Annotated in this window: 22 protein-coding genes; 12 read left to right on the top strand and 10 right to left on the bottom strand. The window is 62.3% G+C overall.

Features of this window, described 5'->3' with window-relative positions; all coding sequences use genetic code 11:
* Nucleotides 1-35: 35 nt before the first annotated feature.
* On the bottom strand, nucleotides 36-3,275 hold the full coding sequence (locus IE095_RS05845; protein WP_189410689.1) for an L-glutamate gamma-semialdehyde dehydrogenase: 3,240 nt from the start codon (nucleotides 3,273-3,275) through the stop codon (nucleotides 36-38).
* A 104-nt stretch (nucleotides 3,276-3,379) separates the two neighbouring features.
* On the opposite strand from IE095_RS05845, the gene IE095_RS05840 reads away from it, so the two are divergent.
* Nucleotides 3,380-3,832, top strand: coding sequence for an Lrp/AsnC ligand binding domain-containing protein (locus IE095_RS05840; protein ID WP_189410688.1), 453 nt, complete (start codon nucleotides 3,380-3,382; stop codon nucleotides 3,830-3,832).
* On the opposite strand, the gene IE095_RS05835 is transcribed toward IE095_RS05840, so the two are convergent.
* Both IE095_RS05835 and IE095_RS05830 read right to left on the bottom strand, forming a co-directional pair.
* Nucleotides 3,829-4,500: an HAD family hydrolase gene (locus IE095_RS05835; protein ID WP_189410687.1), complete on the bottom strand. Its 672-nt coding sequence runs from the start codon at nucleotides 4,498-4,500 to the stop codon at nucleotides 3,829-3,831. The two genes, IE095_RS05840 and IE095_RS05835, sit on opposite strands and share 4 nt — an antisense overlap.
* Nucleotides 4,497-5,456 (bottom strand): sugar-binding transcriptional regulator, encoded by a 960-nt coding sequence (locus IE095_RS05830; protein WP_189410686.1) that lies wholly within the window; start codon nucleotides 5,454-5,456, stop codon nucleotides 4,497-4,499. Before IE095_RS05830 ends, IE095_RS05835 begins: the two co-directional genes overlap by 4 nt.
* A gap of 223 nt (nucleotides 5,457-5,679) precedes the next feature.
* On the opposite strand from IE095_RS05830, the gene IE095_RS05825 reads away from it, so the two are divergent.
* From IE095_RS05825 to IE095_RS05775, 11 genes are all read left to right on the top strand, one after another.
* Nucleotides 5,680-7,095, top strand: coding sequence for an ABC transporter substrate-binding protein (locus IE095_RS05825; protein WP_189410685.1), 1,416 nt, complete (start codon nucleotides 5,680-5,682; stop codon nucleotides 7,093-7,095).
* A 73-nt stretch (nucleotides 7,096-7,168) separates the two neighbouring features.
* Entirely contained in the window at nucleotides 7,169-8,044 is an 876-nt protein-coding gene (locus IE095_RS05820) for a carbohydrate ABC transporter permease (protein ID WP_189410684.1), read from the top strand.
* Nucleotides 8,041-8,889, top strand: coding sequence for a carbohydrate ABC transporter permease (locus IE095_RS05815; protein ID WP_189410683.1), 849 nt, complete (start codon nucleotides 8,041-8,043; stop codon nucleotides 8,887-8,889). The genes IE095_RS05820 and IE095_RS05815 overlap by 4 nt, the downstream gene beginning before the upstream one ends.
* A 3-nt stretch (nucleotides 8,890-8,892) precedes the next feature.
* Nucleotides 8,893-9,078 carry a DUF2160 family membrane protein gene (locus IE095_RS05810; RefSeq protein WP_189410682.1) on the top strand — a complete coding sequence of 62 codons (186 nt, stop codon included), beginning with the start codon at nucleotides 8,893-8,895 and terminating at the stop codon, nucleotides 9,076-9,078.
* 3 nt (nucleotides 9,079-9,081) lie between these two features.
* Nucleotides 9,082-10,122: an ABC transporter ATP-binding protein gene (locus IE095_RS05805; RefSeq protein WP_189410681.1), complete on the top strand. Its 1,041-nt coding sequence runs from the start codon at nucleotides 9,082-9,084 to the stop codon at nucleotides 10,120-10,122.
* Nucleotides 10,119-10,886 (top strand): SDR family NAD(P)-dependent oxidoreductase, encoded by a 768-nt coding sequence (locus IE095_RS05800; protein ID WP_189410680.1) that lies wholly within the window; start codon nucleotides 10,119-10,121, stop codon nucleotides 10,884-10,886. Before IE095_RS05805 ends, IE095_RS05800 begins: the two co-directional genes overlap by 4 nt.
* Before the next feature lie 4 nt (nucleotides 10,887-10,890).
* Nucleotides 10,891-11,985, top strand: coding sequence for an alcohol dehydrogenase catalytic domain-containing protein (locus tag IE095_RS05795; protein WP_189410679.1), 1,095 nt, complete (start codon nucleotides 10,891-10,893; stop codon nucleotides 11,983-11,985).
* Nucleotides 11,982-13,019, top strand: a complete 1,038-nt coding sequence (locus tag IE095_RS05790) for an NAD(P)-dependent alcohol dehydrogenase (protein ID WP_189410678.1) — start codon at nucleotides 11,982-11,984, stop codon at nucleotides 13,017-13,019. The genes IE095_RS05795 and IE095_RS05790 overlap by 4 nt, the downstream gene beginning before the upstream one ends.
* Before the next feature lie 4 nt (nucleotides 13,020-13,023).
* A complete protein-coding gene (xylB, locus tag IE095_RS05785) occupies nucleotides 13,024-14,478 on the top strand; it encodes a xylulokinase (protein WP_189410677.1) in 1,455 nt (484 codons plus the stop codon).
* Entirely contained in the window at nucleotides 14,471-14,779 is a 309-nt protein-coding gene (locus IE095_RS05780; protein ID WP_189410676.1) for a hypothetical protein, read from the top strand. The genes xylB and IE095_RS05780 overlap by 8 nt, the downstream gene beginning before the upstream one ends.
* Nucleotides 14,772-16,337 (top strand): GMC family oxidoreductase, encoded by a 1,566-nt coding sequence (locus IE095_RS05775; RefSeq protein WP_189410675.1) that lies wholly within the window; start codon nucleotides 14,772-14,774, stop codon nucleotides 16,335-16,337. The genes IE095_RS05780 and IE095_RS05775 overlap by 8 nt, the downstream gene beginning before the upstream one ends.
* Here IE095_RS05775 and IE095_RS05770 read toward each other — a convergent pair.
* The 7 genes from IE095_RS05770 to nagA form a co-directional block, all read right to left on the bottom strand.
* Nucleotides 16,334-17,452 carry an ABC transporter ATP-binding protein gene (locus IE095_RS05770; protein ID WP_189410674.1) on the bottom strand — a complete coding sequence of 373 codons (1,119 nt, stop codon included), beginning with the start codon at nucleotides 17,450-17,452 and terminating at the stop codon, nucleotides 16,334-16,336. The genes IE095_RS05775 and IE095_RS05770 overlap by 4 nt on opposite strands.
* Before the next feature lie 93 nt (nucleotides 17,453-17,545).
* The gene (locus tag IE095_RS05765; protein ID WP_229804551.1) at nucleotides 17,546-18,766 is read right to left on the bottom strand and encodes an extracellular solute-binding protein; all 1,221 of its coding nucleotides are present in this window, start codon (nucleotides 18,764-18,766) and stop codon (nucleotides 17,546-17,548) included.
* A gap of 19 nt (nucleotides 18,767-18,785) precedes the next feature.
* On the bottom strand, nucleotides 18,786-19,658 hold the full coding sequence (locus IE095_RS05760) for a carbohydrate ABC transporter permease (RefSeq protein WP_189410673.1): 873 nt from the start codon (nucleotides 19,656-19,658) through the stop codon (nucleotides 18,786-18,788).
* A 3-nt stretch (nucleotides 19,659-19,661) separates the two neighbouring features.
* Complete coding sequence (locus IE095_RS05755) at nucleotides 19,662-20,546, bottom strand: carbohydrate ABC transporter permease (protein WP_189410672.1); 885 nt, start codon at nucleotides 20,544-20,546, stop codon at nucleotides 19,662-19,664.
* On the bottom strand, nucleotides 20,546-21,703 hold the full coding sequence (locus tag IE095_RS05750) for a Gfo/Idh/MocA family protein (RefSeq protein ID WP_189410671.1): 1,158 nt from the start codon (nucleotides 21,701-21,703) through the stop codon (nucleotides 20,546-20,548). The genes IE095_RS05755 and IE095_RS05750 overlap by 1 nt, the downstream gene beginning before the upstream one ends.
* Nucleotides 21,704-21,838: 135 nt before the next feature.
* The gene (locus IE095_RS05745) at nucleotides 21,839-22,759 is read right to left on the bottom strand and encodes an ROK family protein (protein WP_189410670.1); all 921 of its coding nucleotides are present in this window, start codon (nucleotides 22,757-22,759) and stop codon (nucleotides 21,839-21,841) included.
* Nucleotides 22,756-23,856, bottom strand: coding sequence for an N-acetylglucosamine-6-phosphate deacetylase (nagA, locus tag IE095_RS05740; protein WP_189410669.1), 1,101 nt, complete (start codon nucleotides 23,854-23,856; stop codon nucleotides 22,756-22,758). Before nagA ends, IE095_RS05745 begins: the two co-directional genes overlap by 4 nt.
* Nucleotides 23,857-23,859 lie beyond the last annotated feature (3 nt).

Genomic DNA, 23,859 nt, shown 5'->3' with positions numbered 1-23,859 from the left:
GGGGAAGGGTCAAGGCTTGCTGCGCCTGAAAACGTTCAATCCTTGCTGACCTGCGCCAGAAGCTGGGCATTTCCCCCCGCCGCCGTGGTGTCGATGCATGTGTGGCGCTCGCTTAGCGCATGGGCCGAATCGGGCATTCCGCCGATCAGGGGCAGGATTGCACCGGGCCTTTCGGCCAAGGCGCGGGCAAAGGGACGGGCAGTTTCGGGGTCAGCCCAAAGCATCACGCCACTGATGCCCTGCCGTGTGATCAGCGCCTTTGGGTCAAGGTCCGGTGCAATTTCGGCCAGACCCCCCAAGGCGCGGATCGCCTGCGCCTGCTGCTGGGCCGTCGCATCACCGGGCCCAAGGCACAGTACGGGCAAACGCGGCGTCAACGTCAGGCGGTTCGATTCCCCCGTGGGGCCGGGCAGGTCATAGGTGCCGGGCGGCAGCGTCGCCCCGCCCTGACAGAAGCGGGCGGCATACAAAGGCCCGCCCGCCTTGGGCCCGGTGCCCGAAAGCCCCTCACCGCCAAAAGGCTGCGACCCCACCACCGCGCCAATCTGATTGCGATTGACATACAGGTTGCCGACATGTGCGGTTTCCACGACCGATTGCACCCGGTCATCAATGCGGCTGTGCAGGCCCATCGTCAGCCCATAGCCTGTGGCGTTGATCGCCGCGACGACCTTGGCCAGATCGCCTGATTTATAGCGGGCGATGTGCAAGACAGGGCCAAAGATCTCCTCGGCCATCTCGGCAATCCCCTTCACGCGAATGACCGCTGGCCCGACGAAAAGGCCCTCGGGTGCGGCAAGCTGAAACAACAACCGCCCCTCGGCCTTGGCCTTCGCAACATGCGCGTCAATCTTGGCCTTGGCGGGGGCGTCGATGACAGGGCCTATGTCGGTGGACAATGCCCAAGGATCGCCCAGTTGCAATTCCCGCATCGCGCCCAGCAGCATATGTTCGATGGTTTCCGCCACATCCTCTTGCACATACAGACAGCGCAAGGCGGAACACCTTTGCCCCGCCGACTGAAAGGCGGATGCCAGAATATCCCGCACCGCCTGTTCCGGCAGGGCCGTGCTGTCCACGATCATCGCGTTCAGCCCCCCCGTTTCCGCGATCAAGGGCGCGCAAGGGTTGCCCGTCGCCGCCATCGTCGCCTGAATTTTGCGGGCGGTCGCCGTGGACCCTGTGAAAACCACGCCATCCAGCCGAGCATCCCCCACCAAAGCCGCCCCCACCGCTGGCCCGCCCGGAATGAACCACAGCGCGTCCTCGGGAACCCCGGCCTGATGCAGCAGGTCCACCGCCAGCTTGGCAATCAGCGGTGTTTGCGGTGCAGGCTTTGCAATCACCCCATTGCCCATCGCCAAAGCCGCCGCGATTTGCCCGGTAAAGATCGCCAAAGGAAAGTTCCAAGGGCTGATGCAGGCGAAAACCCCCCGCGCGCGGCCTCCCGCCCCATCGGCATAATAGCGCAGGAAATCCACCGCCTCGCGCAGTTCCCCCACCGCATCGGGCAGGGTCTTTCCACCTTCTCGCGCCAAAAGCGCTAGGATCGGCCCCAGGTTCGCCTCATACAAATCCGCGGCCCGGCGCAGCACCTCGCCCCGGCCCGGCGCATGCCACGGCTTAACCCCTGCCAAAGCCGCTTCAACATCGCTGGTCGGCAGTTCCACAGGCGGCACGTCCCGCCCGGCAATCCGCGCCAAATCGCCAAGGTCCGTCAAATCCAGCCCCGCCGAATTCCGCCGCGCGCCGAACAACTCCGGCCCCCGAACAATCGCCGGGCTTTCCACCTGCGCCAACCCTTCAATCTTCGTCAAAGGACAAGCCGCCACCTGCGCAGGCGACACCTCCTCATCGACAATCTGGTTCACGAAACTGGAATTGGCGCCATTTTCCAGCAAGCGGCGCACCAGATAGGCCAGCAAATCCCGATGCGCCCCCACCGGCGCGTAAATTCGGCAGCGGCGGCCTGTGTCGCCCAGAACAAGGTCATGCAGCCGTTCGCCCATCCCATGCAGGCGCTGGAATTCAAACGCCTCACGCGGCAAGTCCCGCCCCATATGCAGCACCGCCGCCACCGTATGCGCGTTGTGCGTGGCAAACTGCGGGTAAATCCGGTCGGTCATCCCCAGCAGCTTTCGCGCCAGGGCGATATAGGACACATCCGTCGCCTCTTTCCGCGTGAACACCGGGAAATCCGCAAGGCCCAGCACCTGCGCCCGTTTCACCTCGGCGTCCCAATACGCACCCTTCACCAGCCGCACCATGATCCGGCGGTCCAAATCCCCCGCCAGCCCATGCAGCCAGTCGATCACCGCCCCCGCCCGCCGACCATAGGCCTGCACCACCACGCCAAAACCATCCCAGCCCGCCAGCCCCGGATCTTGCAGCGCCGCCTTGATCACCTCCAGCGACAGCACCAGCCGATCCGCCTCTTCCGCGTCCACATTCAGCCCAATCCCCGCCGACCGCGCCAGTCCCGCCAAGGCGCGCAGACGCGGCACCAGCTCCGCCATCACCCTGTCGCGTTTCGCCCATTCATAGCGCGGATGCAGCGCCGACAGCTTTACCGAAATCCCCGGATTTTCCCGGATATCCCCCCCCTTCGCCGCCCCCGCAATCGCCGTGATCGCCTGCCCATAGGCCAGATGATAGCGCCGCGCGTCGTCCTCTGTCCGCGCCGCCTCGCCCAGCATGTCATAGGAATAGCTGTAGCCCTTCGCCTCCAGCTCGCGCGCCCGCTTCATCGCGGCGCTGATGGTTTCCCCCAGCACAAACTGCCCGCCCATTTCCCGCATCGCCCGCCCCACGGCGGCCCGGATCACAGGCTCTCCCAGCCGCTTCAACGCCCCCCGCAAATGCCCCGCGATGCCCGGCGGCGTGTCGTCCAGCACCTTGCCCGTCAGCATCAGGGCCCAGGTCGAGGCGTTCACCAACGACGAAGCCGACTGCCCCAAATGCCGTCCCCAATCCGAGGGCGCAATTTTATCCTCAATCAAAGCATCCATGGTCGCCGCATCCGGCACCCGCAAAAGTGCTTCGGCCAGACACATCAGGGCAATGCCTTCTTGCGTCGAAAGCCCGTATTCCGCCAGAAAGACCTCCATCAGCCCCGGCTTGGCACTGGCCCGGATCCGTCCCACCAGATCAGCCCCCTGCGCCGTGATCGCCTGACGCGCGGCACCGTCCAAGCGGGCCTCATCCAGCAATTGCCGCAAAAGCGGCGCTTCCGGGGCCAGCGAAGCCATCGTGATCTGCGACCAAGCTTTGTCCATCGGAATCCCCTTTGCTTTTGCCCAGAATAGCGCAAAGGTTTTGGTGGATTGGGCTAAAGATACCCCATCTGACAGACTATTCGCCTGAAATTGGGGATCAAAACATGACAGATGACCTAGACAGCTATGACCGCGCCATTCTGGAACATCTCTCCCGCGATGGCCGCATGACCATCGCCGAGCTCGCCGAAACCATCGGCTTGTCAAAAACCCCCACCCAGGCCCGCGTCCGCAAACTCGAAACCCAAGGCTATATCACCGGCTATCACGCCCAGCTGAACCCCATCCGTATGGGCCGCGCCCATGTGGCCTTTGTAGAGGTCAAGCTGTCAGACACCCGCAACCCCGCCCTTTTGGCATTTAACCGCGCCGTCCAAAGCATTGCGGAAATCGAAGAATGCCACATGATCGCCAGCCGCTTTGACTATCTGCTGAAAGTCCGCACTGCCGACATCCAAGGCTATCGCACCCTGCTGGGTGAACGCATTTCCGCCCTGCCCCATGTCGCCTCCACCTCCACCTATGTCGCGATGGAGGTGGTCAAGGATCAAGCCTAGGCCGCCAGACGTTCCAAGGTCTGCGCATGGTCCGCGACCACATCAAAGGCCCCCGCCGCCCGCAGCGCCTGCGCCTGACCATCCCGCACCGGGGCCAGATGCTCGCCGCCGACAAAACCCAATGCCCGCATTCCCGCCCGGCGGGCCGACAGAACCCCCGCCGTCGCATCCTCGACCACCAGACAATCAGGCACCATCGCCCCCCGCATCGCCGCCGCATACAGCATCAAATCCGGCTCCGGCTTGCCACAACGCACATCCTCGGCGCTAAAGGCCCGGTCCTTGAAACGATCCGCCATGCCGATGCAGCCCATCGACACCGACAGCCGCAGCCGCGAGCTGCCCGAGGCGATGCAGTAATCTGTGCCCCGATCTTCCAGCGCATCCAGCACCTCAGAAATCCCCGCCACCGGCTGCAATTCCACCTCATAGCGCGCGAACAAGCGGTCATACCACCGCGCCCGAAAGTCCGCCGCCACCGGTCGCCCGGTTTCCGCCGCCAGAATCCCCACGATCCGGTCCAGCGAATTGCCCAAGAAACGGTCGATCATCTGGCCCCGATCCAGCTTTAACCCATGCTCGGCCAGCATCGCCTGCAATTCGGCCAAAGCGATGATCTCGCTGTTGGCAATCACCCCATCGAAGTCAAAGATCACCAGCCCGGTCATTCCAGCCGCCCCAGCAGCATTTCAGCCGTCACATCATCGGTGATCAGTGTCTGCACCAATCCCCGGCGGCAGGCCGCCAGAATGATCTCCACCTTATGCTGCCCCCCGGCCGCCAACACCCGTTGCGGCACAAGGGCCAGCGCCTCAAGATCCAGCCCCACCACGCTGCTGTTGATCGGATGGGCGATTTCGGCCCCCTCTACCGTCAGGAAATGCCCCAGAACATCGCCCACCGCGCCCTTTGCTAAAAGGTCCGCAGGCGTCACCCCATTCGGCAAACCCATCGACACAAGAAAGGACTTTTCCGTCACATCCCCTGCCACCAGCACCGCCAGATCCAGCCGCTTCAGCCGCGCCAAATGCGACTGGAACGCCCCTTCCGACAGGAATTGCGCCTTGTCCGTGCCGGGTGACAGATAGATCGGCGCTGAAAACAGCGAATAGCTGGCCCCCAGCTTGTCGGCCAAGGACGAGGCAATGCCAAAGGCATTGAAACTGCCCCCCTGCGAGGTGCCCCCGATCATCGACACAATGTCCACATCGGGCATCGGCAGGCGCGGCAACCGCTGGATCGCGCTTTTCAAGGTCTGCCCCCAGGACATGCCAATGGATTTCCATTGCCCATCCCGCAGCCCCTTTTCCAGCCACAGCGCCAGCGCCGCCCCCACCGGCCCGTGGTAATCGTGATGCGCTGCATCCGCTGGCGCGCAGATCACCTCGGCCAGACCCAGCACCTTGCGCAGTCGTTCCTGCACATCCAACCGCGCCACAAAGGGCGAACGGATTTCCACCCGCACCAGCCCCACAGCGCGCGCCTCTTGCAGCGCCTTGTTCACCCGCAGCCGCGTGACCCCCATCACCCGCGCCACATCCGATTGCGTCAACTCGTTCACATAATAATGCCAGCAGACCTCGGCCAGAAAGGCTTCGCTTTCGTCGGTTGCACCCGTGTTCATCCCGCTTTCGCCCTTCTGCAACGTTTACGCTGGCCTTACCCCACCAGCCCGACTTAGCCCAACCCCGAACAAATGCAAATATCAATTTACATCTGCAAAATACACTTGTGCAATGAAAAAGACAATTGTATCGAATGGCTGTCCCCAGGGCGGTGCGGAATCATGGTCCGCCTGCCCAAGGGGTGCGCCGGGCCGCGCGACAGGCCCAAACGGGAGGAATAAAATGTTGAAATTCATGCTCGCCACTTCGGCGATCGCGCTTGCGCTTGGCGCACCGGCCCGCGCCGATTTCTGGTCGGACGCCGGGGCGAAATATCAGGGCGTCACCATCCGTGGCGTGTCGGAAAGCACCCCGCCGTCGAACTATGTCAAAGACGTGCTGGCCCCGCAGTTCACCGAAAAGACCGGCATCGTGGTCGAATTCGAAACCACATCTTGGGATCAGATGTTCGACAAGGCGATCAAGGACATGGAGGCCAATTCCGGCATCTATGACTTTGTCTATATCGAACAGGACATCATCTATTCCTACCTCGCCCGCGACTTTCTGGTCGACATCACCCAGACGCTGAAAGACAACCCCGACCTGCAAGCGCCCGACTTCAAATTCGAGGAATTCACCACCTTCATCGACAACTTCCGCGGCGAAAACGGCAATATCTTTGGCGTGCCGATGGAAGCCTTCATCAAGGTCTATCTCTACCGCAAAGACCTGTTCGAAGACCCGGCGCATATAGAGGCGTTCAAGGCCAAATACGGCTATGATCTGGCCCCGGCCACAACCTTCCAGCAATGGCGCGACAACGCTGAATACTTCGCCAATCTGTCGCAGGATGATGAACTCTGGGGCACCACGGTTCAGGCCTCGTCCGGCCATCCGGCGGCCTTCTATGAATTCTTCGAATCGATTGCACCGACCTATGGCGTTTACGACTGGGGCATTGACGGCACCACCTATGCCGCTTCGGTCGACAAGGGCGGTCGCATGAACTCGCCCGAGGCGAAAGAGGCGCTGAAATTCTGGGTGGGCCTGTTGGAATTCGCCCCGCCAGAAGCCACCGCTTCGACATGGGACGAGGTCGCCTCAACCTTCGCCGCTGGCCGCGCGGCCCAGGGCTGGGTCTATGGCGAAAACGCCGCATGGATTGCAACGAACCCCGAAAAATCGACCGTGGTGGGTAAGGTCGGGGTTGCATTGCCGCCGATGGTCGAGGGGGTCATGGAAGCCGCCGAAAAGGGTGAAGGTTACATCGGTTACTACGATGGCGGCGCTTTCGGCATCCCGCATTCGTCCAAGAACAAAGAGGCCGCCGTGTTGTGGCTGGAATTCATCGGCCAAGCCTCGGTTCAGGCCGATTGGGCGGTCGCGGGTTCCCGCGTCGTGCATCAGGCGACTTATGACGACCCCAAGGTGCAAGAGGTCAACGCCAAGGCTGACGGCTATTTCGACTTGATGCGCGACAAGGGCTATCTGTTCAAGGGCGCACCGGAATATCCGTTCCACGCCCAGGTGCGCGAGGTGGTGGCCCCGTTCATCTATGAGGCCATCGTCGGCACCATGACGCCGGAAGACGCCTTGGATGCCGCGGCCGCGGCCGCCGATGCCGAACTGATCAAGCTGGGTTACGCGAAAGAATAACCTTGCTTCCTGCCCGGTGGGGATGCTCCCTTGGCCCCACCGGGCTTTTCCCTTTCATTGGCGGAGTGCGTCGATGCGCAATTCCACGACCGGATGGCTGCTGATCGCACCGACCCTGTTCATCCTGTTCATTACGGGCTTTGTGCCCTTTATCTATGTTCTGGTGGTGTCCTTCTTTGACTGGAACACCTTTGCCCAGAACCCGGAACCCACCTTCACCGGGGCGGACAATTTCCGCGAACTGGTGTTTGACAAGGCCTTCCTGAAATCCATCTGGCTGACGCTGAAATTCACGGCCTTTGTGCTGATCAGCCAATTGGTTATTGGCTTATTTCTGGCCCGGATGCTGTTGCGCAATGTGCCGCTGAAGGGCCTGTTCCGCACCATCCACACCCTGCCCCTGATGATCGCCCCCATCGCCGTGGGTGCCACTTGGCGGCTGCTGACCGTGCCCGGCCTTGGCCCGATCCCGCATTATCTGAAAAGCTGGTTCGGCATCGACTATATCCTGTCGCGCTTTCCCGATCAGGCCTTTGCCACCGTCGTCATCATGGACATCTGGCACTGGACGCCCCTGGTCACATTGACCCTGATGGCCGGCCTGTCGAACCTGCCCGAGGAACCCTTGGAACAGGCCCGCATCGACGGGGCCAGCGAATGGCGCATCTTCTGGGACATCACCCTCGCCTTCCTGAAACCGGTCCTGCTGACCACGATCTTCATCCGCCTGATGGATGCCCTGCGCACCGTGGATGAGGTCTGGATGCTAACCGGCGGCGGACCGGGGGCGGAAACGCGGTTCATCGGCCTGCACATCTGGCGCGTCGTCTTTCCCAAGACGGATTACGGCTATGGTTCCGCCATGTCGCTGATCACCCTCTATCTGACCATCGTCATGTGCTGGCTGCTTTACGTCGCCATGACCGGCATGAAGGAAAACAAGGCATGAAACGCGGGCTTTTCCAATCGACCGCCGTCACGCTGATCTTCTGGCTCTGCATGTCGGCGCTGACCCTGCTGCCGGTCTGGTGGATGTTCCTTGTGTCCGTCAAATCGCGGGCGGATCTTTTCGGCAAGCCGTCCTTCCTGGTGGATACGGCGAAAATGACCTGGGCCAACTATGCCGAGGTTCTGTCGAACCCGTCTTTCCAGAAGTACATGATCAACTCGCTGATCATCGCCACCTCCAACGCGGTGCTTGTCTCGGTTCTGGCACTGCTGGCCGCCTATGCCATGTCGCGCTTTCGGCTGGTGGGGCGGGACAACATCTTTTTCTGGGTGCTGACCAACCGCATGGCCCCGCCCGCCGTCTTTCTGCTGCCGCTGTTCCTGATGTTCACCGCTGTCAAGATCGGCGACTGGTCACTGTTTGACAGCCGCATCGGGTTGATACTGCTTTACTGCGTCTTCAACCTGCCCTTCGCCTTTTGGCTGTTGCAGGGCATCGTCGATGCCATCCCGAAAGAACTGGACGAGGCCGCCTATGTCGATGGGGCCAGCACCTTTACCGTTTTGCGCACCGTGATCTTTCCACTCGCCCGCCCCGGTCTGGCTGTCACCGGCATCCTCACCTGGGTCTTTGCCTGGAACGAATATCTCTTCGCCTCCACCCTCACCTCGGTCGAGGCGCGGACCATCACCACGGGCCTTGCGGAATTCGTGACCGTAACCGGCACCAACTGGGGCCAACTGGCCGCCGTCGCCATGCTGACCCTCGCCCCCGCTGCCTTGGTTCTGGCGTTGGTGCAAAGGCATATCGTCGCCGGTCTGACCTTTGGCGCGGTGAAAGGATAGACCATGGCCAACGAACGCAACGGGTTTCTGCCCATCAAGACCAACACCTTTGACCGGATCTTTATTTCGGTCGTGTTGTTCATCGCCATTTCCCTGTTCTGGATGCGCTTTGTCGAAGCCTATGCCCCCCTTTGGGTGGCGGTGCTTTTGTCAGCGGTTCTGGGCCAGTGGATCATCAGAAAAGGATAGAACATGAGCCGTGTAACCCTTGCTGGGGTGGGCAAAAGCTATGGGGCGCTGACGGTTCTGAAACCGCTCGACCTCGATATTGCCGATGGGGAATTTGTCGTGCTGCTGGGGCCTTCGGGCTGCGGCAAATCCACGACAATGCGCATGATCGCGGGGCTTGAGGAAATCACCACCGGCACGCTGCGCTTTGACGACCGCGATGTGACCGTGCTGCATCCGCGCGACCGCAACGTGGCGATGGTGTTTCAGTCCTACGCACTTTACCCGCATATGACGGTGGCCGAAAACATCGGCTATCCGCTGAAAATCGCCAAAGTGGCCAAGGAAGAACGCGCCAAACAGGTCGATGCTGCCGCGAAAAAGGTGGACCTCACGCCCTATCTGGCCCGCTATCCGCGTGACCTTTCAGGCGGCCAAAGGCAGCGTGTCGCCTTGGCCCGCGCGCTGGTGCGTTCGCCGGGGGTGTTCCTGCTGGACGAGCCGCTTTCCAACCTCGATGCCAAGCTGCGCGTCGCCATGCGGGCGGAAATCAAACATCTGCAACGCACGCTTGGCGTGACGATGATCTATGTGACCCATGACCAGATCGAGGCGATGACTTTGGCAGACCGCGTGGTTCTGCTGAACGACGGCCAGATCCAGCAGGTCGGCACGCCCGACGAAATCTATGATGATCCGCAGAATATCTTTGTCGCGGGCTTCATCGGATCACCGCCGATGAACTTTGTCCAAGGCCAAGCCTCGGGCGGGCGCTTCGACGGGCCGGGGGTTTCCTCCCTCGCCTGCCCCGGCAGCGGCGCGCTGACCTTGGGCTTTCGCGCCGAAGACACGCGCATCAGCGACCAAGGTCAATTCTCAGGCCGCGTGTTCGAGGTCGAACCGACCGGCGAATCCACCTATGTCGTTCTGGACATGGGCGGCCAAAGGGCCAACCTGCGCTGCGACAAGAAATTCCGCCCCGCCTTGGGGTCGGAGCTGCGTTTTGATGTGGGGGCAGGCCAGTGCCTGTTCTTTGATACGACAACAGGGAACCGGGTGAGATGAGCATTCTGGACAAATTCAGCCTTCACGGCCAACGGGCCTTGGTCACCGGGGCCAGCCAAGGCATCGGCCTTGCCTGCGCGCAAGCCTTGGCCGAGGCGGGGGCGCATGTGATCCTGACCTCGCGCGACACAACCCTGCTGCAAAAGGTTGCCGCCGATTTCGCAGCGCGGGGCCACAGCGCCGAATGGCACGCCTTGGACGTCACCGACAGCGCCGCGACCCTCGCCTTGGCCGAACGGCTGGGCCCGCTGGATGTGGTCGTCGCCAACGCCGGGATCGCCCGTTCGGGCGAGGCCGCCGAAAGCGTCGCGGATGAGGTGGTTCAGGATGTGATGAACACCAATTTCTACGGCGTCCTCTACACCGCCCGCGCCTTCGGGGCCCAGATGCTGACGGCGGGCAAAGGCTCCATCGTCGCCATCGGTTCCATTTCCGGTGACATCTCCAACCGGCCCCAGAACCAAAGCTATTACAACGCCTCCAAGGCCGCCGTGCACCATCTGGTGCGCTCCATGGGGGCCGAATGGGCCGGGCGCGGCGTCCGCGTCAATGCGGTGGCACCGGGCTATATCGAAACCCAGATGACGAAATACGCGATGGTCGATGATCCCGTCATGGCCGCCAAATGGATGGAACTGACCCCCATGGCCCGCGCCGGTCAGCCCGACGAAATCGCCTCGATCGTTGTCTTCCTTGCCTCTCAGGCCGCCAGCTACATGACCGGATCGGTCGTGACAGCCGATGGCGGCTATACCTGCTGGTGATCCCATGACCCAAATTCCTGAAACCATGCAGGCCGTTGTCTGCTATGGCCCCGAAGACTACCGCCTTGAAACGCGCCCTGTCCCCAAGCCCGGCAAGGGCGAGGTTCTGGTCAAGGTCATCGCCGCCGGCATCTGCGCCGGGGATGTGAAATGTTTCCAAGGCACGCCGATGTTCTGGGGCGATGCCAACCGCAAGGCCTATGCCGAAACCGATGTCATCCCCGGCCATGAATTCGTGGGCCAGGTCGTCGCCTTGGGCGAAGGGGCTGCCGAACTGCACGGGCTGGCCTTGGGCGATGTCGCCGTTTCGGAACAGATCGTCCCCTGCGGCGAATGCCGCTATTGCCGCGAGGGCAATTACTGGATGTGCCAACCCCACGACCTTTATGGCTTTCACCGCATCACCCAAGGGTCATGGGCCGAATATATGGTCTATCCCGCCAAATCGCGGAACTATCGCCTGCCCGATGGCATGAACCCCCGCCACGGCGTCTATGTCGAACCCTTGGCCTGCTCCATCCATGCGGTGAACCGCGGCAATATCGGTTTCAACGATACCGTGGTCATTTCCGGTTGTGGTGCCTTGGGCCTTGGCATGGTCGCCGCCGCCCGCATGAAGAACCCCGCCCGCCTGATCGCGCTCGATCTCAACCCCCACCGTCTTGAACTGGCGAAACGCTGCGGCGCGGATATCGTGATGAACCCCGCCGAAACGGATGTCGTGCAGGCCATCCGCGACCTCACCGACGGTTACGGCTGCGATGTCTATATCGAGGCGACTGGGGCCGGAAAATCCGTCGAACAGGGCCTGCTTGCCATCCGCAAGCTGGGCACCTTTGTCGAATTTTCCGTCTTCAAAGATCCCGTCACCGTCGATTGGACGATCATCGGTGACAGCAAGGAACTCAACATCCACGGCGCGCATCTTTCGCCCAACACCTATGCCCATGCCATCCGCATGCTGGCCGAAGGCCGCCTGCCCATCGAAGACATCCTCACCCACAGCCTGCCCCTTGCACGTTTCCGCGAAGGCATCGACATTGCGGCAGATGGGCGGGCTTCGCTCAAGGTGATCCTCGAACCGGGAGTGGTGGCATGAAGGCGCTGGTGCTGGAAGAAAAGGGCAAGCTCGCCCTGCGTGAAATCGACCTGCCGACCACGGTCGGCCCGCATGATGTCAAGATCGCCATCGACACGGTCGGCGTCTGCGGCTCAGACGTGCACTACTACACTCATGGCAAGATCGGCCCCTTTGTCGTCAACGAACCGATGGTTCTGGGCCACGAAGCCTCGGGTCAGGTGATCGCGGTCGGTTCCGCCGTCACCCATCTGAAACTGGGCGACCGGGTCTGCATGGAACCGGGCATTCCCGACCCCAATTCCAAAGCCTCGAAACTGGGCATCTACAACGTCGATCCCGCCGTCCGCTTTTGGGCGACCCCCCCGATCCACGGCTGCCTTGCGCCCGAGGTGGTGCATCCCGCCGCCTATACCTATGTCCTGCCCGACAATGTCTCTTATGCCGAGGCGGCGATGGTCGAACCCTTTGCCATCGGCATGCAGGCCGCCCTGCGCGCCAAAATCCGCCCTGGCGATGTCGCGGTGGTCACCGGCGCAGGGCCGATTGGCATGATGGTCGCGCTGGCCGCACTGGCGGGCGGCTGTTCGCGCGTCTTGATCAGCGACATGGCCCAACCAAAGCTGGACATCATCGCCAAATATCCCGGCATTTCCGCCTTTAACCTGAAAGACCGACCCTTCGCCGAAGTGGTGGCCGAGGAAACCGCCGGTTGGGGCGCGGATGTCGTCTTTGAATGTTCCGGCAATGCCCGCGCCGTTCTGGGCCTGCCCGCCCTTGTCGCCCCCGGCGGCGCGGTGGTTCTGGTCGGCATGCCCGTCGACCCCGTGCCGATGGACATTGTCGGCCTTCAGGCGCGCGAGGCGCGGATTGAAACGGTCTTTCGTTATTCCAACGTCTATGACCGCGCCATCGCCCTGATTGCCAGCGGCAAGGTCGATCTGAAACCGTTGATCTCGGCAACACTGCCCTTTGAACAGTCGATTCAGGCCTTCGACCGTGCGGTCGAGGCGCGGCCGACGGATGTGAAAATCCAGATCAGCCTGCGGGGCTGATCCCTTGCATCTGGGCATCGACATCGGAACTTCGGGCGTCAAGGCCCTGATGATGACCGATGCCGGTCAGGTTCTGGCCAGCCGGGATGCGGCGCTGACCACCAGCCGTCCGCACCCCGGTTGGGCCGAACAGAACCCCGACGACTGGATCGCCGCCGTGCAGGCGGCGGTGGGTGCTTTGCGCCACGACTTTCCGGCAGATTTCGCAAAACTCGCTTCCATCGGGCTGGCCGGGCAAATGCACGGGGCCACCCTCCTTGGGGCCGATGACCGACCCCTTCGGCCCTGCATCCTGTGGAACGATGGCCGCGCCGCCGATCATTGCGCCCCCTTTGAATCCCGCGCCGATGTGCGGGGCCTTTCGGGCAATATCGCCATGGCCGGTTTCACCGCACCAAAACTGCTTTGGGTGGCGGAACAGGAACCGCATACCTTCGCCGCAACCCGCATGGTTCTGCTGCCCAAGGATTATGTCCGCCTTTGGCTGACCGGCGAAAAGGCCACCGACATGTCGGATGCAGCCGGCACGCTTTGGCTGGATGTGGGCCAAAGGCGCTGGTCCCCGGAATTGCTGGCCGCCACGGGGCTGACCCCTGACCATATGCCCCGCGTGCTGGAAGGCACCGCCGTTTCCGGTCATCTGCGGGCCGACCTTGCCGCCGAATGGGGCGTGTCCCCCGTTCCCGTCGCGGCAGGGGGCGGCGACAATGCCGCCACCGCCTGCGGCATGGGTGTGCTGGAACCGGGCGCGGGGTTCCTCAGCCTTGGCACCTCGGGCGTGCTGTTTGCCGCAACCCGCGATTTCCGTCCCAACACAGCCGAGGCTGTGCATGCCTTCTGTCATGCCGTACCGGGGCGCTGGCATCAGATGGGGGTCACGCTTTCGGCGGTGGACAGCCTGTCATGGCTTTCGCGGCAGATGGGCGCAACGCCCCCCGAACTGGCGGCCTTGGTGCCCCGCGATGTGGCGCGGGCCTCGGATGTGATGTTCCTGCCCTATCTCTCGGGCGAAAGAACGCCTCACAACGCCCCCACAGCACGGGGGGCCTTTGTCGGTCTCGCGGCCTCGACTGACCGGGCACAACTGGTGCAGGCGGTGATGGAAGGCGTGGCCTTTGCCTTGGCCGATGTGCATGACGCCTTGGGCCGCAGCGGCGTGGCCATGGGGCCGGTGCTGGCCGTGGGCGGCGGCGCACGGTCGGAATCCTGGCTGCGGATCATCGCCGCCGCGACAGGCCTGACGCTGCTGATCCCAGAAAGCGCGGATGTCGGGGCCGCCTATGGCGCGGCGAAATTGGCGCGGGCTTGTTTGTCGCCGGGCTTTGACGCGGGCCACTTCAACCCCCCGCCCATCCGCGCGACCATCACCCCCGATCCGGCCCTTGCAGCGGCCTATGTCCCCCGCCGCGCCCGGTTCCGTCAGCTTTATGCAGCCATCAACGGGGCGCAGCATGGATAGCGCCGCCATCCCCCCCCTTGCCGCCGCCATCCTCTCGCGCCTCGGCCCGGCGCGGGGCTTTCATGCGCTGGACAAGGCGCTGACCGATCCGCTGCTCGTGGCCCTTCTCTGGCGCATCCTGCGCGATGAGATGGCGCTGGATCGCCCCCTCTTGGATCAAGGCATGGCCTTGGCCTATGCCAGCCTTCTGCCCCTTTCTGGCGCCCCGCCCCAAGGCCAAGGCCCAGCCCTGACCCATGCCCGACAAGGCGACCCGCTGGCCCCCCTTCTGCCCTTTCTGACCGGATCCTCGGATGTCTGACTTCATCATCATCGGCGGTGGCTCCTCCGGTTGCCTGATCGCCTCGCGCCTTGTGCAATCCGGGGCCAGCGTCCTTCTGCTGGAAGAAGGCCCTGCAAGGGGCCACCCCCTGCTCGACCTGCCTGCCGGTTACATGAAGTTCCTCAATTCCGAACGCTTCCTCAAATATTACCCCACCACGCCCCAACCCCAACTGGGCGGGCGATCCATGATCATCCCCCAAGGCCGCATCCTTGGCGGCGGCTCGGCCATCAACGCCATGGTCTATCTGCGCGGCACCGCCCAAGACTATGACGATTGGGCACAGATCACCGGTGACCAAGGCTGGTCCTACCAAGCCATGCTGCCCCATTTCACCGCGATGGAAGGCAACGCCGAGCTTTCCGGCCCCCATCACGGCACCCAAGGCCCGCTCAAAGTTTCGCATCTGGGCCATATGAACCCCGTCACCGCCGCCTTTCTGGCCGCCTGCGACGCGATAGGCCTACACCACAACGACGATTTCAACGGCCCCACCCAAGCCGGTTCCGGCCGCATGCAGCACACCATTGACGGCCACGCCCGACGCCGCTCCTCCGCCGTCAAAGCCTTTCTCGCCCCCATCAAGACCCACAAGAACCTGCGCCTTGAATGCGGCGCGCGTGTCGATCAACTGCTCATGACCGGTGACCGCGTGACGGGGGTCCGGTGGCAGCAAAACGGCCAGACCCACGAAAGCCACGCCGCCCAGATCATGCTTACCGCCGGGGCCCTCGCATCACCTCATCTTCTCATGCGCTCGGGCCTTGGCCCCGAAACCCAGCTTCGCGCCGCTGGAATAGCGGTCCGGGCTGACTTGCCCCAAGTCGGCCAGAACCTTCAGGACCATTGCGAGGTGCCGGTGATTTCCACCCTGCGCCGGGGCATGGGTTACTTTGGTCAAGACAGCGGCTGGAATATGCTGCGCCACGGTCTGCGCTATGTCCTTTCCCGCTCCGGCCCGGTGACATCCACGGGGGTCGAGGCTTGCGCCTTTATCTCGCTTGGCACCGATCCCCGCCCCATGATCCAGCTTTATTGCGTGCCCACCGTCTATGTCGATCGCACCGTCAGTGGCGTTGATCCGACTTGGGGCCTCACCCTCACCCCCTGCCTTGCCCGCCCAAAATCGCGCGGCGAAATCCGTCTGAACCCTGCCGATCCCCACGGATTGCCTTTGGTCGACCCCGCCTTTCTGACTAACCCCGCCGACATGCAGGCCATGCGTGACGGCATCGCCAAAGCGCGCGAAGTTCTGGCCCAAGCACCCCTGCGCGATATGGTCACAGGCGCGTTGATGCCCACCGATTTTGCCAGCGACAGCATCGACCGCCATATCCGCGCCACGGTCAAAACCAACTACCACCCCGTCGGCACCTGCGCGATGGGCAGCGTGGTTGACAGCCATCTGCGCGTCATGGGCGTTCAGGGCCTGCGCATTGCCGATGCCTCGATCATGCCCCAGATCCCCGCCGCCAACACCAATGCGCCGACGCTGGCCTTGGCCAGTCGCGCGGCAGAATTGATTTTGGCCCCTTAACCCGCCGGGGCCGTCAACGCCGCCAGATCGACCTGCCGCTCCAATGCGTTCCCTTCCGCATCGAACAGATGGCAATCCCCCGCCCTGAACCCCACATCCAAGGGCTGATCGTCCTGAATCCCCCGCGTACCCGGCAGCACGAACAGGAAGTTTTCCTCCCGCCCCTCCAGCGCCGCATAGCCCACCGTCTGCTGACCCAGCTGTTCCACCACATGCGGCACCACCCGCAGCGTCACATCCACCCGCCCCAGCGCTACATGCTCTGGCCGGATACCCAGCAGCAGATCGCTGCCCACCAGCCCCTCACGCCCCGCCACCGGAAGCGTGATCGTCTGCCCCTGACATTGCACCGTCACCGCCGCCGCACTTGTCCCCACGCAGCGCGCGGGCAACAGGTTCATCCGCGGGTTCCCGATGAACCCCGCCACAAAGGTATTCTGCGGCTTGTGATACAGTTCCAGCGGGGCCCCTACCTGCGCAATATGCCCACCGTTCAGCACCACGATCCGGTCGGCCATTGTCATCGCTTCGATCTGATCATGCGTCACATAGATCATCGTCGCGCCCAACTGCTTGTGCAGCCGGGTCAATTCAATCCGCATATCCGCCCGCAGCGCCGCATCCAGGTTCGACAAAGGCTCGTCGAACAGAAAAATCTCCGGCTCCCGCACAATCGCACGGCCAATCGCCACCCGCTGCCGCTGCCCACCCGACAATTGCCCCGGCTTTTGCTGCAATCTTGTGTCCAGATGCAGGATCGCGGCCGCCGCTTCGACCTTTTTCTTGATCACATCCGCAGGCGCTTTTTCCACCCGCAGCGGAAAGGCGATATTCTCGAAAACCGTCATATGCGGATACAAGGCATAGGATTGGAACACCATGGCAATGCCCCGTTTCACCGGCGGCAGGTCGTTCACCCGTTTCCCGTCGATGACGATATCCCCATCGGTCGTATGTTCCAGCCCGGCGATCATCCGCAGAAGGGTGGATTTGCCACAGCCCGAAGGCCCGACAAAGACGACGAATTCGCCCTCGTGCACGTCCAGCGACACGCCCTTCACAACCTCGAATTCACCAAAGGTCTTGATCACGGATTTCAGGGAAAGCTGGCCCAAAGCGGCACTCCTTGACTGTCAAAAGACCGGGGGCGCGTTCACCGCGCCCCCAGCTTGGTCCGACTGCCCCACCCGCAGCAGGACCGGGGAGGATTATTTGTATTCTTCCAGCGCGCCCGCGGCTTTCGTCAGCGCCGCCTGCGGTTCCGCAGACCCCGTGACCACCGATTGCACCATTTCGATCATCACGTTCTGAAAGCCTTTATAGTCGGTCAGCAAAGGCTCCGGCCCGCCGAAAGCGATGCCATCGACAAACGGTTTCCAGAAGGGATTCTCGGCCAGCATCTTGTCGACCGCAGGCGACGGACGCAGCGGCGTCAGACCAGCGGCACCACCACCTTCATAGGGTTCCTGCACTTCGGGAGAGGTCACATATTTGGCGAACTCAATCGCCTTCTCCTCGACCCCCGAACCCTTGAACACGGCCAAGCTGTCAGTGATCAGCAGCGTCCCCGGCCCTTGGGCATCCGGCCCCAGCGGCAGATCGGCGACACCCCATTCCACCTTGCCACCATCGCGCAGCAGATAGGCGGCACCCACAGCGGCCTGAATCATGCCCACTTGGCCATCCAGGAAAATCGCGCGGATTTCGTTCTGCTCATAGGCGGTTGCCCCTTCGACCGAAACCGGCACCAGCGCCTTATAGGCTTCCAGCGCGGCCAGGTTCTGCGGGCTGTCCAGCGTGATGTTGCCATCAGCATCGATCACCGAGCCGTTGTTCGTGTAAACCCAATGCAGGAACTGGTGCATCGTGTTGTCAAAGGTTTTGGCGGGCAGACCATAACCGGCCTTGCCAGTCTTTTCCTTGATGGCGGTCGCCGCTGCGATGGTTTCCGCCCAGGTCTTCGGCGGGCTTTCCGGGTCAAGCCCAGCCTCTTTGAACAGGGCCTTGTTCCAATACAGCGCCTTGGTCGAGAAGGCAATCGGAACGCCCCATTGCGTGCCCTCAAACGTCACGGTCGACACAATATGCGGGTAATAGGCGGCTTGCTCTTCTTCGGTCATCGGCACCGGCACGATCAGATCGTTCAGCGCGAATTCCTTCAGCGTGCGCGAACCGACATAGGCCATGCCCGCCGGGCTGCCTGCTGCGGCCAAAGTCGTCGCCTTGTCTTGGCACTGGCCCCAGCCCACGACTTCCGGGGTCACGGTCCAACCTTCGTTGGCCGCTTGCCAATCGGCAATGGCCTTTTCATGGACGGGGTCGATCTTGTCGCCGCAATAGATCCAGGTGATGTCCTGCGCCAGCGCGGGCAGGGCGGTGGTGCAGGCTAGCGCGACACCGATCAGGCTTGTTCGATACAGTTTGATCACGTTCTTGTCTCCCAGTTGATTATTGTTTCACCGCACCGGCGGTCAGCCCGCCGACGAGATAGCGTTGCAGGAAAAAGATGATGATCAGCGCCGGGGCAATGCCCACGAAACTGGCGGCCATCAGCTCGTTCCAGATCACGTCCTGCTTGCCGAAATAGGCGAAAAGGCCCACGGGAAGCGGCATGTATTCGGTCTTGGAGTTAAAGGTCAGCGCAAAGATAAACTGCTGCGCATAGGCCCCGATAAAGGTGGTGATCGCGACGACAACAATGCCCGGCATGGCAATCGGCAGGATCACCCGGCGGAAGGTGTAAAACTGGCTGGCCCCGTCCATATAGGCCGCCTCGTTCAACTCGACCGGAATGCGCATCATATAGGTGCGCAGCAGCCAGATGGCCGAGGGGATCAGGAAAGCCACCCCCGGTACGATCATGGCGAAATAGGTGTTCAGCAGGCCCAAGGTCCGCATCAGGCGGAACAGCGGGATCAGCAGCACCGCGCCCGAAAACATCGACACGGCCAGAAACCCGCCCAGAACCAGCGCCATCCCGGCATATTCAAACCGCGCAAAGGCATAGGCCGCAGGCACCACCAGCAGCAAGACGATGATCGTGGCGACCGTCGAGATGAGGAACGAGTTGAAGATATACCAACCAAAGGCCGGCACCGAATCCCACATCGTCGAATAGGCCTTGAACGACCCGTTTTCCGGCCAGAACCGATAGGGCGATGAGAAAAGCTGCGACAGCGGTTTCAGGCTGACCAGAAACCCTTCGATAAAGGGCGACAGCAGAAAGAACAGAAAGACAAAGATCCCCGCATAGATCGCCATCACTTCCCACCAGCGATAGCGGTCGATCATGGCGCGGGTGTCGGTGTTTTTACGGGCCATGGCTCAGGCTTTCTCAGTCGCCGAAAGACGGCGCGTCACACGGAAATAGGCAAGACAGAACAGCGACAGAAAGATGCAGATCACCACCGCCCGCGCCGCCCCCTCACCATATTTCTTCGACCCAATCGCCGTCTGATAGGTGTCGATGATCATCGTCGTCGTCGAACCCGAAGGACCGCCTTGGGTCAGGATCCAGATGATGTCGAAACTGTTGAACGTGGCGATCAACGACAGCATCGACATGGTGATGATCGCGGGGGCCATCAGCGGCAGCGTGATCCGCCGGAACCGCGTCCAACGGCTGGCCCCATCCGTCCAGGCCGCCTCATACAGATCTTTCGGAATCGATTGGATCGCCGCCAGGAAATAGATCGTGACCATCGGCACACCGATCCAGACATCCGTCACAATCGTCGCCCAGAACGCCGTGTTCCCCCAAGCCAGAAACGCCACCGGCCCGTCCACAATCCCGAACCGCTGCAACAGGCCCGAGATCATCCCGAACTGGCCGTTGTACATCCAGCCCCACATGAAAATGCCAATCGCCATCGGCACGATCCACGGCGGCATCGTCAGGATACGGAAAATATGCCGCCCCGGCACCGCCGCGTTCAGCAAAACCGCCCCAAAGGTGCCGATGATCATCTTTAGCGCCACCGAAAAGAAGGTCCAAGCAAAGGTCCGCAGGATCACCGTCAGGAAGGTTTCGTTGAAAATCTTGTCATAGTTCTTCCAGCCGACATAGTTCGTCACCTTCCGCAGCGACGCATCGGTGAACGACAGCCGAAAGGTTTCAAACAGCGGCCAAGCCACGATCACCAAAATATACAGGATCGCGGGGGCCAAAAGCGCCCAGGCAAAGATCAGGCTGGAGCGCGACTTGATCATTACGCCGCCTTCCGCGCGAAAGCATTGTCATAGCGGTCCCAGACCGGCCGCAGGTCGATCACCTGTTTCGTCCGCCGCGCCTCATCCGTCGCCAGCGCCAGAATGCCCGCCTCCAGCGCGTCCAAGGGCGACACCGGCAGCGGTCCGCCCTGCATCACATGCGCCACCACCTCGGCGGCCATCTGCTCATCGGCCCCATAGTGCTGCGACAGCGCCGTCGCCTTGTATTCCGTTTCCGTGATCCGCTTTTCCGAAAGCACATCCGTCACCTTCAGGAAACCCCGGATAAAATCCCCCTCGGCCTGACCCTTCGTGCCAAACACTGCAAAGCGGCGGAACTGGTCGGGGGCGTTCAGGTTCGTGTGGAAATTCATCCCCACGCCATTGGCATATTCGATGATCGCCACCTGATAGTCGATGATATCCCCATCGCTGTCGAACACCTTGTCCGACCCATTCCAGCCGCTGGGTTTGCGGTGGTAAAGGCCCAGATCATTCACCCCTTCCAGCCGCGGATCATTCGCCGGGATAAAGGTCTTCCGCCCCCCGAAACTCGCCACCCGTTCCGGCCGCGCCCCGATCAGCCCGTTGTAAAGGTCCAGATCATGGCAGCATTTTTCCAGCATGAAACTGCCTGACCATTTTTCATACCGCCGCCAGTCCCGCATGAAAAATGCGCCGTGATAGGGATAGATATGCTCTGCCGCCTCGATCGACACGATCTTGCCAAGCTGGCCCTGATCCCGCGCTGTAATCAGATCGCGGTACAGCGGGGCATAGCGCAGCACCAAGCCCACCAGCAGTTGATCCGGCCCATACTGCCCCAGCAGCCCGGCCAGTTCATAGCTTTGCTCAATCGTCGAAACGATGGGCTTTTCCGAAAAGATTTTCACTCCGGCCTCGAGACCCAGCCGGATATGGTCCAGATGCAGATGGTTCGGCGAACCCACCATCAACAGATCAAACCCGCCTGCCCGCACCAGCTCTTCGGCGCTGTCATAGGCCTTGCCTGCCGAAATCCCATGCTCTTGCAGCACGGCCATCCCCGCCGGGGCCGGGTCGTGATAGCCTACGATCTGAAAACTCGGGTCCATTTCCCGAAAGACATGGCCCAGATAGCCCAGACGGAACCCCAGACCGATGATCGCGACTCGCATTCGTCTTTCCCTGTAGAGAAATTCTTTTTCTGGATCATGCGCAGCGCAAGGCCAATCGTCAACGATTTTTCACGGCTTTCTTACATTTCTGTAATTCGTTTTCACAAACTGCCCCGAAAAAGGCAGCGGTAACGATTACGCCGCACTCGCCACCCGGCGACCCAGACCCAGAATGGCCGCGCCGACCAATCCGGGTTCAATCGCGCATTCGGCAGGCACGATCAGCGGGCGGTCAAAGCGCCGCAAAATGCGGGCGCGCACCTTCTGATCCAGCGCCGCGATCAGCGGTTTCGAATTGGAAAGCCCGCCCCCCACCGCCATGATTCCCGCGCCCAGCATGTTTTCCACCACCGCCAGCGGGCCGGACAACAGCTCCAGCCAAATGGCGATGGTGCGGCTTTCCGCCACCTGCCCCGCCTCCCAGCCCGCCACGATTTCTGTGCTTTCGGCCTGCACCCCATGCAGATGCGCGTGCAGCTTTTCCATGCCCCGCGCCGAACAGACGGCATCCAGACAGCCGGTCAAACCGCAGCCGCAGGCAAAGGCAGGCAGGGTCACATTCGCCTCGGTCAGAATGCGCTGCGCGACAGGCCCATGCCCCCATTCCCCCGCGAAACCACCACCCGAATTGATCAACTCGCCCCGCACCACCACACCACCACCGACCCCGGTGCCCAGAATGATGCCGAACACCACCTCATGCCCCCGCCCCGCCCCCACGGCGGATTCGGCCAGCGCAAAGCAATCGGCGTCGTTCGCCAGATCGACCGGCACCAGCAGCGCCGCCTCAAGGTCATTCTGCAAACGCCGCCCGGTCAGGCAGGGAATATTCGCCACGGTCGCCCGGCCCGTGTCGGGGTCAATGACCCCCGCAATAGAAAAGGCCAGCCGCTCTGGCCGCATGGGGGCCGCCTTGATCGCCTCGCGCAGTGCGCCCACAAAGGCCGTGAAATCATCCGCAGGCGTCGGCACCCGGCCCATGGGGCGAATGTCATCGCGGGCAAAGGCATGGGCGATCTTGATGGCCGTTCCGCCGATGTCAAAACACAGGATCATGCGACTCGTTCCCCGGCAATCCAGCAAGACCCGGCTTTCACACCGGGCATCAGACAAAAGAAATCAGCCCGCGCGCCGGGCCGCAAATGACCCCGGTCGCTCAGCCCCAAGGCGCGCGCAGGGTGCAGGCTGGCCAGTTGCAGCGCGCGTTCCAAAGGCAGACCCAGCGTCAGATGCACATGCCGCACCGCATCCAACAGCGCAATATCGGCCCCCGCCAGCGTGCCATCGGCCAAGGTCAACCGCCCATCCGCCCGAAAGATCTGCCGCCCGTTCAGGGTGAAACTGGTTTGGTCGCTTCCGATGGTCGACATCGAATCGGACACCAGAAAAATCTCATCCTTGGCCCGCAGGGCAACCTGAATCACCGCATCATCCACATGAAACCCATCCGCAATCAGCCCCGCCCACAGGCGCGAGTCGGAAAGCGCCGCCCCCACCAACCCCGGCGCGCGGTGCTGCATCTGGCTCATCGCGTTGAACAAATGGGTGACCATGCTGGCCCCGGCCTCTGTATAGGCGCGGGCGGTGGGATGGGTACAATCCGTATGCCCAAGGCTGACCACAGCCCCCGCCCCCACCAGCGCCTGAACCTGTTCCAGACCGACCGCCTCGGGCGCCAAAGTGCAGATCAGATGCGGCAGATCCTTGGCCGCTTGCAACAGAACCGCCAGATCATCCGCCGCCATCGGGCGGATCAGCCCGGGGTCATGTGTCCCCTTTCGCGCCGTGTCCAGATGTGGCCCCTCCAGATGCAGGCCCAGCAAACCGGGCGCATCCTTGGCCGCCGCAATCGCCGCGCGGGTCACATCGGGGCCATCTGTGATCAGCGTCGCCATGATGGAGGTCGTGCCAAAGCCGGCATGGGCCAGGCGCATATGGTGAATGGTCTCAAGCGTCGGCGCGTTGTTGAGAAGCCGCCCACCCCCGCCATTCACCTGCAAATCGACCAGCCCCGGCACGATGAAACCGGTTAACAAAACGCCCTTTTCACGCGTGAAATCCACCACGCGGCCATCCTCGACCACCAGCGCGGCATCCTCATGCCAGTCACTGCCGTCAAAAATCCGTTCCGCCTGATAGACCTGCCTTGCCATGGC

Source organism: Neogemmobacter tilapiae (assembly GCF_014652215.1).
Taxonomy (GTDB): domain Bacteria; phylum Pseudomonadota; class Alphaproteobacteria; order Rhodobacterales; family Rhodobacteraceae; genus Neogemmobacter; species Neogemmobacter tilapiae.
Note: the sequence above shows the minus strand (reverse complement) of the source record. Positions and strands in the feature narration are given on the sequence as shown.